The sequence below is a fragment of the Oleiphilus sp. HI0079 genome, from assembly GCF_001635105.1.
Genome location: NZ_LWFT01000222.1, coordinates 1 through 9,439, shown reverse-complemented (window position 1 = coordinate 9,439; position 9,439 = coordinate 1). Strand labels below are relative to the sequence as shown.

Sequence of the window (9,439 nt, the reverse complement as noted above, 5' to 3'; positions counted from 1 at the left end):
TGCTTCGCAGTTACGCGAGGTATATGCGACAGGTACGAGTGAGTAACTCCCAGGAGCTGATTTCAAGCACCTTAGTCCATCATGATGACTTGGTTCAGCTGTTGTTGGAAATGTTTAAACTACGGTTTGATCCAGAAGGCCCTAAAAAAGCTGAGCGGACTAAGGCTTTTGAGAAATTAGAAACTGAATTTCTAGAAGGCTTGGAAGATGTCCCGAATTTGACAGAGGATAAGATCCTCCGCTTGTACCTTGATCTAATCAAGGCGACCGTTAGAACCAACTTCTATCAGAAAGCCAAAGACAAGTTTAAGTCATATATCTCGTTCAAACTTTTACCTCGTTTAATTCCAAATGTGCCGCTTCCCGTGCCAATGTTTGAAATTTTTGTCTATTCACCAAGAGTTGAAGGCGTGCATTTGCGCGGAGGAAAAGTGGCTCGAGGTGGCTTGCGTTGGTCTGATCGTAATGAAGATTACCGTACAGAGGTTCTTGGGTTGGTGAAGGCGCAGCAAGTTAAAAATGCCGTGATCGTCCCGGTAGGCGCAAAGGGTGGTTTTGTTGCTAAGAAGTTGCCGCAAGGAGATCGGGACGCGTTTATGAAGGAGGGTATCGCGTGCTACAAGATCTTTATTTCCGCTTTACTTGATGTGACCGACAACTTAGTGAAGGGTAAGGTGGTTCCTCCCAAGAATACCATTCGTCACGATGAAGACGACTATTATCTCGTTGTGGCGGCCGACAAGGGGACAGCAACGTTCTCTGATATCGCAAATCAGATTTCTGAAGATCGAGGACATTGGTTGGGCGACGCGTTCGCTTCCGGTGGAAGTCAAGGTTATGACCATAAGAAAATGGGCATAACCGCGAGAGGCGCTTGGGTGTCAGTGCAAAGGCACTTCAAAGAGCTTGGACATAATGTTCAGGAACAGCCTTTTACGTGCGTTGGTGTGGGCGATATGTCTGGCGATGTTTTTGGAAATGGCATGTTGCTTTCAGATCAAACGAAACTGATCGCAGCCTTTAACCATATGCATATTTTTATCGATCCAGATCCTGATACGACCAAATCGTTTGCCGAACGCCAGCGCCTATTCGATTTACCACGATCTTCGTGGGACGACTACGACAAGACACTCATATCAAAAGGTGGTGGAATTTTTAGTCGTGACGCAAAGTCCATCAAACTCACCCCAGAAATTAAAAAATGGCTAGGCCTTGACGTCGCTGCGCTCGCACCGACAGCATTGATACATGAGATATTAAAAGCTGACATGGATTTGTTATGGTTCGGCGGGATAGGAACCTACATTAAAGCGTCTCATGAGAGTCATGCAGATTGCGGAGACAAGGCGAATGACGGCCTTCGGGTTGATGCGAAAGACCTGAAAGTGAAAGTGATTGGTGAAGGTGGCAATTTAGGAATGACGCAGAATTCCCGAATTGAATTCGCCACCCAGGGCGGCTTGCTGAACACGGATTTCATTGATAATGCAGGGGGCGTTGATTGCTCTGACAACGAAGTGAATATCAAGATCTTGCTCAATGGTGTGGTAACAGCAGGAGATTTAACTGAAAAACAAAGAAATAGTCTGCTTTATGACATGACCGATGATGTAGCGGAACATGTTCTTCGACATAACTATAGGCAAACGCAAGCAATTAGTATTGCTAACTACGAAGCAGTAGCGCGTATCGAAGAATATCGACGGTTAATGAACTCGCTTGAGTCGGCAGGAAAGCTAAATCGTGAACTTGAGTTCCTTCCATCTGAGGAGCAAATGATCGAACGCAAATCCAATGGAAAAGGGTTGACGCGTCCTGAGCTTGCGGTGCTGATCTCTTATGTTAAAGGGGATATGAAGGAAGCGCTTAATCAAGAGTGCTTTACTGCGGACGACTACGTTTCGTCAGAGATACACCGAGTATTTCCAGCTCGCTTGAGTAAAAAGTTTAAAAAAGAGATCGACAATCATCAGTTGCATAGTGAAATTGTCGCAACGCAAGTTGCTAACGATATGATCAACCACATGGGGATTTCGTTTGTGGCGCGCTTGAACAACTCTACGGGGGCGAATGCAACATCGATTGCCATGGCTTACCTCATTGCGCGGGATGTTTTTAAACTAGATCATTGGTGGGAGACGATCGAAGGTCTTGATTATAAAGTGTCTGCCGCCACACAAATTGAGATGATGACCCAGCTCATGTCGCTCATGCGCAGGGCTGTACGATGGTTGATTAGAAATCGACGCTCTGAGCTCAAGGTGCTTGCCGACATAGAGCGCTTCTCAAAAGGTGTGACTCAAATTTCTAGCGATTTGCATAAATACTTAAGAGGTAGTGTTAAAGATCGCTGGGAGCAGAGACACCAATCGCTTGTGGAGGAAGGTGTGCCAGAGGATGTTGCAGGCCTTGTTTCAGGAGCGAGCTTTACCTACGCCGCCCTTGGCATCATTGAAGCGCATGAAAGTTCGAGCGCCTCATTAGAGAGAGTGGCTGAGGTCTACTACAGCATTGGCGATTATCTTGATTTGAATTGGTTTGCGCAGCAGATCGACTCGCTGACGCCTTCTACTCATTGGCAGGCGCTGGCTCGTGAGGCGTTTCGAGAGGACTTGGATTGGCAGCAGCGGGCGTTAACGGTCGGCTTGCTTAATATGAAGGGCTCTCCGAAGGATATGCAAAAACGCATCGACTCTTGGATGGAGCAGCATTCTGACTTGGTTTCCCGTTGGCAGCAAACGCTTACCGAGCTGAAGGCAACCGACGATGCCGAATACGCAATGTACTCAGTTGCCTTACGAGAGCTTCTTGATCTCGCACAAAGTACAACGCACGCCAGCTAGCGAGAATCTGAGTTATTTTGCCACCGCATAGCGGTGGCTGTTGCTCAGCCATCACATTTAAGCGAAAATACACGCGCTTTTTTCAAGCAGATTCAATTATTCAATTCCTGGGAGATCATCGATGCCATCACGCCGTCATCTAGCGAACGCCATTCGCGCTTTAAGTATGGACGCAGTTCAGAAAGCCAAGTCAGGCCACCCCGGTGCGCCGATGGGTATGGCGGATATCGCAGAAGTATTATGGAACGGCCATTTAAATCACAATCCTGCGAACCCAGACTGGGCAAATCGCGACCGCTTTGTTCTGTCAAATGGTCACGGCTCTATGCTTATTTATTCGCTATTGCACCTTACTGGCTATGATCTCAGCATTGATGACCTAAAAAATTTCCGACAGTTGCACTCCAGAACTCCGGGTCACCCGGAATATGGCTATGCCCCTGGTGTTGAAACGACGACAGGTCCGCTTGGGCAAGGCATCGCGAATGCTGTTGGCATGGCGATCGCTGAAAAATCGCTTGCGGCGCAATTTAATCGTGATGGCCATGAGATTGTTGACCATTATACTTATGCGTTTACAGGCGATGGCTGCTTGATGGAAGGTATTTCTCACGAAGTATGTTCACTGGCTGGCACCTTAGGCTTGGGCAAACTGGTCGTCTTTTACGATGACAACGGCATTTCTATCGATGGTGAAGTTGAAGGTTGGTTCACTGACGATACTCCGAAGCGATTCGAATCATATGGCTGGCAAGTCATTCCAGCGGTAGATGGCCACGATTCAGATGCCATCGAAGCTGCGTTAGCGCAAGCGAAAGCCAACACAACACAGCCAACAATTATCTGCTGTAAAACAGTGATCGGTTTCGGCTCCCCAAATAAAGAAGGTAAAGAAGATTGTCACGGGGCCCCTCTTGGTGACGATGAGATCGTCCTAACCCGAGAAAAGCTTGGCTGGGAGCATGGCCCTTTTGAGGTTCCGGAAGACATTTATAGTGCATGGAACGCGAAAGACAAAGGTGCAGCATCAGAGGCGAGCTGGAATTCTCGTTTTGATACCTATGCATCAGCTTATCCAGATTTGGCGGTTGAGCTTAAACGACGCCTTGCTGGTGATCTACCTGCTGATTTCGCTGCGAAAGCGCAGGCTTATATTGAACAATGCCAACAGGACGGCAATACGGTTGCAAGTCGAAAAGCATCTCAAAATACTCTGAATGCGTTTGGTCCCTTGTTGCCAGAACTAATGGGCGGTTCAGCGGACTTGGCACCCTCCAACTTAACCATGTGGAGCGATTCTAAGGCCGTTACGGCGGATGATGCTTCGGGCAACTATCTACACTATGGTGTTCGCGAATTTGGTATGTCGGCGATCATGAACGGTATCGCCCTGCATGGTGGTTTTGTACCTTACGGTGCAACATTCTTGATCTTTATGGAATATGCGCGCAACGCTGTGCGCATGGCTGCGCTTATGAAGCAGCGTTCTATTTTTGTGTACACACATGACTCTATCGGTTTGGGTGAAGACGGCCCGACGCACCAGCCCGTCGAGCAAATGGCATCTCTGCGCACGACTCCGAATATGGATTGTTGGCGGCCCTGTGATGCTGTTGAGTCGGCGGTTGCTTGGAAAGCTGCAGTTGAGCGTAGAGACGGCCCTTCATCGCTTGTTTTTTCACGTCAAAACCTTCCGCATCAAGAGCGAAATGCTGATCAGGTTTCCGATATCGAGAAAGGAGCCTATGTTCTTAGAGACTGTTCAGGAACGCCTGATCTCATTCTTATTGCGACTGGTTCAGAAGTCGCGTTGGCCCAGCAAGCTGCAGACGAATTAAGCACCTCAGGCAAAAATGTGCGTGTGGTTTCGATGCCGTCTTCTGACGTTTTCGATCGTCAGAGTGCAGAGTATAAGCAGAGTGTTTTACCTCTTGATGTCACAGCCCGCGTTGCGATTGAAGCTGGAATTAGTGACTTTTGGTATAAATATGTCGGTTTGGACGGCCGCGTTATCGGCATGGAAACCTTTGGTGAGTCTGCACCTGCTAATTTGTTGTTTGAAGAGTTCGGTTTCACAGTCGAAAACGTGATTGCGACAGCAGAAGAGTTGCTTTAATTAGCCAAGGCGAACGTGTATGAAGTGGCGTATTGCCATTAATGGCTATGGCCGAATTGGGCAAAGCGTCTTAAGGGCGCTTTATTCGAGTAATGTGCGTAAATCCTGCGAGATAGTGGCGATTAATGAACTTGCGGATATCGATACGGTGGCGTATCTCACGCGCTACGATAGCACGCATGGTCGGTTCCGTTTGCCAGTTTCTGTGAAGGATAAGAATACACTTGAAGTCGATGGTGACGAGATAAACTTATCTCACTTCGAAGACCTTGATAGCTTAAGGTGGAAAGAACTTTCGGTTGATATCGTGCTCGAATGTACAGGTGTTTACGCGACTCGAGCCGATGCTCAGAAACATATAAAGGCGGGCGCTAAGTTCGTATTGTTTTCTCAGCCCGCTAGTAGCGATGTTGATAAGACGGTTGTTTTTGGCGTTAATGAAGACACCATAACCCGAAATGATTTCATCGTTTCAAATGCATCTTGTACGACGAATGCAATTGTGCCCGTTCTCCACTCGCTTCACGAAAGTTTCGGTATCGCGTCAGGTAGCCTGATGACGATACACTCTGCAATGAATGATCAACCAATCATTGATGCATACCACCACAAAGACCTCCGGAGAACCCGAAGCGCAATGAGCAATATGGTCCCTGTTGAGACTGCGCTTGCAAAAGGGATCGAGCGTCTTTTACCAGAGCTAGAAGGGCGTTTAAATGCAGTCGCCATGCGAGTGCCGACGATCAACGTTTCTGCGATAGACCTTAACGTTGTTGTCGAGCGCGATGTTTCTGCTGCTGAAGTCAATGCTCTGCTCGCAGAGCGCGCTCGCACATCGTACTGCGGCGTGATGGCTTACACCGAAGAGCCCTTAGCTTCGAGCGACTTCATTCAAGATGCGCATTCTTGCACAATTGATGGCAGCCAGACTCGGGTTAGCCAAGGCAGTCTCGTTAAGGTTCTGGTTTGGTTTGATAATGAGTGGGGCTTCGCTAATCGCATGCTTGATGTGGCTGATCACTGGTGTCGTGAGTATTTGAATTAATTTAGTTTTGTTTTAGAACTTTTTGTAGGTAAAACCATATGAACGTTATCAAGATGTCTGACCTTGACCTGAAAGGGAAGCGCGTCCTTATTCGTGAGGACCTAAATGTCCCTGTAAAAGACGGTAAGGTGACCAGCGATGCTCGCATCCGCGCATCGCTTCCAACGATCCAGGCGGCGTGCGACGCAGGGGCTAAAGTGATGCTGATGTCCCATTTAGGGCGTCCGACTGAGGGCGAGTATGCAGACGAGTTCTCCTTGAAGCCCGTTGCGGAGCACCTCTCAGAGCTCTTAGGCAAGCCTGTGCCTTTGGTCAAGGAGCTGAAAGCTCCGGACGATATTAGCAGCGGCGATGTAGTGCTTTTTGAAAACGTTCGATTTAACAAGGGCGAGAAAAAAGACGATGAAGCGCTTTCCAAACTCTACGCCTCTTTGTGTGATGTATATGTAATGGACGCCTTTGGCACTGCACACCGAGCTCAGGCATCTACCCATGGTGTCGGGCGTTTTGCGCCTGTTTCGTGTGCAGGTCCATTACTCGCCGCTGAGCTAGACGCGTTAGGGAAAGCCTTGCAGACGCCTAAGCGGCCACTCGTGGCGATCGTTGGTGGCTCAAAAGTCTCTACTAAACTGACTGTGCTCGAATCGCTTTCAGAGAAAGTCGATCAATTAATAGTCGGTGGTGGTATTGCGAATACATTCTTAGCTGCGGCAGGTAAACCAGTCGGTAAGTCGCTTTATGAAGCCGACCTTTTAGATAATGCACGTGTGCTTGCATCGAAAACCTCGATCCCGACACCTGTTGATGTCGTTGTTGGTCAAGAGTTCTCCGAAACAGCTGTTGCCACCGCAAAAGCCGCTGATGATGTGACGGATGCGGATATGATCTTTGATGTTGGTCAGCAAACGTCGGCACAATTTGCAGAGATTATTAAAAGTGCCGGAACCATCATATGGAACGGCCCTGTTGGCGTGTTCGAGTTTGATCAGTTTGGCGAAGGCACGAAAGCGCTGTCCGAAGCGATTGCAGCGAGCGACGCATTCTCGATTGCTGGCGGAGGTGACACACTCGCAGCGGTTGATAAGTACGGGATTGCTGATAAGGTTTCTTATATTTCCACAGGTGGTGGCGCTTTCCTTGAGTTTGTAGAAGGCAAGACACTGCCAGCGGTCGCGATGCTAACAGAGCGCGCGCAACAATAATTTTCTTCAGGAGCGAAAAAAATGGCTTTAATTAGTATGCGACAAATGCTGGACCATGCCGCGGAGCATGGTTACGGCGTTCCGGCTTTTAACGTAAATAACCTCGAGCAAATGCGCGCGATTATGGAAGCGGCAGATCAAACCGATAGCCCGGTAATTGTTCAGGCATCTGCAGGAGCACGAAAGTATGCAGGTGCACCATTCTTGCGTCACCTTATTCTCGCCGCGATTGAAGAATTTCCGCACATTCCGGTTGTCATGCACCAAGACCACGGCACGTCCCCTTCGGTTTGCCAGCGTTCAATACAACTCGGTTTTTCATCGGTCATGATGGATGGTTCTCTGGGAGAAGACGGTAAGACGCCCACAGATTATGAATACAATGTTGATGTTACTCGCCGCACTGTTGAGATGGCGCATGCGTGTGGTGTCTCGGTAGAAGGTGAGTTGGGCTGCCTAGGTTCTCTGGAGACGGGGCAGGCCGGAGAAGAAGATGGAATCGGTGCAGAAGGGACGTTATCGCACGATCAAATGCTAACAGATCCTGAAGAGGCCGCAGACTTCGTTAAGAAAACACAAGTCGATGCCCTGGCAATTGCTTGTGGTACGAGCCATGGTGCGTACAAATTCACGCGTCCACCTACCGGCGACATTCTTGCGATTGATCGTATCAAAGCGATTCACGATCGAATTCCGAACACACATCTGGTTATGCATGGCTCCTCATCTGTACCGCAGGAGTGGTTGGCGATTATCAATGAGTTTGGCGGAGAGATTCCTGAGACTTACGGCGTTCCAGTAGAGCAAATCGTCGAGGGCATTAAGTACGGTGTACGCAAGGTAAATATCGATACAGATCTGCGATTGGCTTCAACCGGTGCGGTAAGACGTTTCTTGGCACAAAACCCTTCTGAGTTTGATCCTCGTAAGTATCTAAAAGAAACGGTCACGGCAATGAAAGAGATTGTCGTGTCTCGCTACGAAGCGTTCGGCACAGCGGGTAATGCTTCTAAGATAAAGGCTGTTAGTCTTGAGGCGATGTTTGAGCGCTACCAGCGTGGCGAGCTTGACCCGAAAGTCAGCTAAGTCCAAATCCTCGCTCAAAAGCACGCTTCGGCGTGCTTTTTTGTGCATGTAAGCAAAGTGTAAAGAATAAAGACAAGCGGAGAATTCAATGTTCACGGAAATCATTCAACCACGTTTCGCTGAGACTGATGCGCTCGGCCACATTAACAACGCAACGCTGCCTGTTTGGTTTGAACAGTGCCGCACGCCTATATTTCAGATTTTTGTTCCCACTCTTTTACCGAAAGAATGGAACCTGATTTTGGCGAAAGTCGAGGTGGAATACACCGGAGAGCTTTTTTACGGGATTGATGTAAGCATCAAGACGAGCATCCAAAAGATTGGAAATAGTTCATTAGAGGTTTATCAAGAAGCATGGCAGAACGACAAGCTTTGTGCCAAGGGAGTTGCAATAATGGTGCATTTTGACCATATAAATAAGCGGTCTGAGCCGATTCCAGAGTCGATACGCGCTCAGCTAGAGCAGCATCTCGGCGCTTCATAAATATCGCAAGAAACGGGTGACGAAGCCGCTTACGCTCATGATAAGGTGGTCTCATGCATGAAGAACAAAATCACTTGTATCAAAGAATGGCAAAGGTGATAAACCACCTTGTCGATAATGCGAAGCAACAGCCAACACTCTCCGACTTGGCGACTGTTGCCAATCTGAGCAGCGCACACTTTCAGCGTACTTTCCAAGAGTGGGCAGGCTTAAGCCCTAAACAGTTCTTGCTAGCAGTCAATCGCCATCACTCAAGATCTTTGTTGCACGACTGCAGTGTTGCGGAGACCTCCGCCACAATTGGTTATTCCAGCGAAAGCCGCTTGTATGATAACTATATCCGCTTTGAGGCCGTCACTCCTGGCGAGTTTAAGTCTGCAGGCCATGGACTCACGATTAATTACGGAGTTAGTTTGTCCCCGTTTGGCGAGGCGTTTATTGCTTGGACAAATCGCGGCACCATTAAGCTCGCGTTTCTGCATGATCAGCTCAATTTCAACGCAGCGGTTGAGGAGTTGGCATGCGAGTGGCCCAATGCGCACTATGTGCATTCCGACATCGAAGCAGAGCAGCAATGTGCTCGGATATTTACTTCGCTCGCCGAACGCCGTAGTGCGGAAATTAACCGAAAGAACGGCGGACTAAAGATTTGGGTGAAGG

At 48.5% G+C, this 9,439-nt stretch carries 7 protein-coding genes; all 7 read left to right on the top strand.

Annotated features, from left to right (window positions below; all coding sequences use genetic code 11):
• On the top strand, positions 1-2,846 hold a 2,846-nt coding region (locus tag A3750_RS03370), incomplete at its 5' end, for an NAD-glutamate dehydrogenase domain-containing protein (RefSeq protein WP_197474849.1).
• Positions 2,847-2,967: 121 nt separating this feature from the next.
• Positions 2,968-4,962 carry a transketolase gene (tkt, locus tag A3750_RS03365; protein ID WP_068452279.1) on the top strand — a complete coding sequence of 665 codons (1,995 nt, stop codon included), beginning with the start codon at positions 2,968-2,970 and terminating at the stop codon, positions 4,960-4,962.
• A gap of 19 nt (positions 4,963-4,981) precedes the next feature.
• A complete protein-coding gene (gap, locus tag A3750_RS03360; RefSeq protein ID WP_068521433.1) occupies positions 4,982-6,007 on the top strand; it encodes a type I glyceraldehyde-3-phosphate dehydrogenase in 1,026 nt (341 codons plus the stop codon).
• 38 nt (positions 6,008-6,045) lie between these two features.
• Positions 6,046-7,209: a phosphoglycerate kinase gene (locus tag A3750_RS03355; protein ID WP_068452286.1), complete on the top strand. Its 1,164-nt coding sequence runs from the start codon at positions 6,046-6,048 to the stop codon at positions 7,207-7,209.
• Positions 7,210-7,230: 21 nt separating this feature from the next.
• Positions 7,231-8,295 (top strand): class II fructose-bisphosphate aldolase, encoded by a 1,065-nt coding sequence (gene fba / locus A3750_RS03350; protein ID WP_068466188.1) that lies wholly within the window; start codon positions 7,231-7,233, stop codon positions 8,293-8,295.
• Between the two features lie 88 nt (positions 8,296-8,383).
• On the top strand, positions 8,384-8,779 hold the full coding sequence (locus tag A3750_RS03345) for a thioesterase family protein (RefSeq protein WP_068455032.1): 396 nt from the start codon (positions 8,384-8,386) through the stop codon (positions 8,777-8,779).
• A 53-nt stretch (positions 8,780-8,832) separates the two neighbouring features.
• On the top strand, positions 8,833-9,439 hold a 607-nt coding region (locus tag A3750_RS03340; RefSeq protein ID WP_068548022.1), incomplete at its 3' end, for an AraC family transcriptional regulator.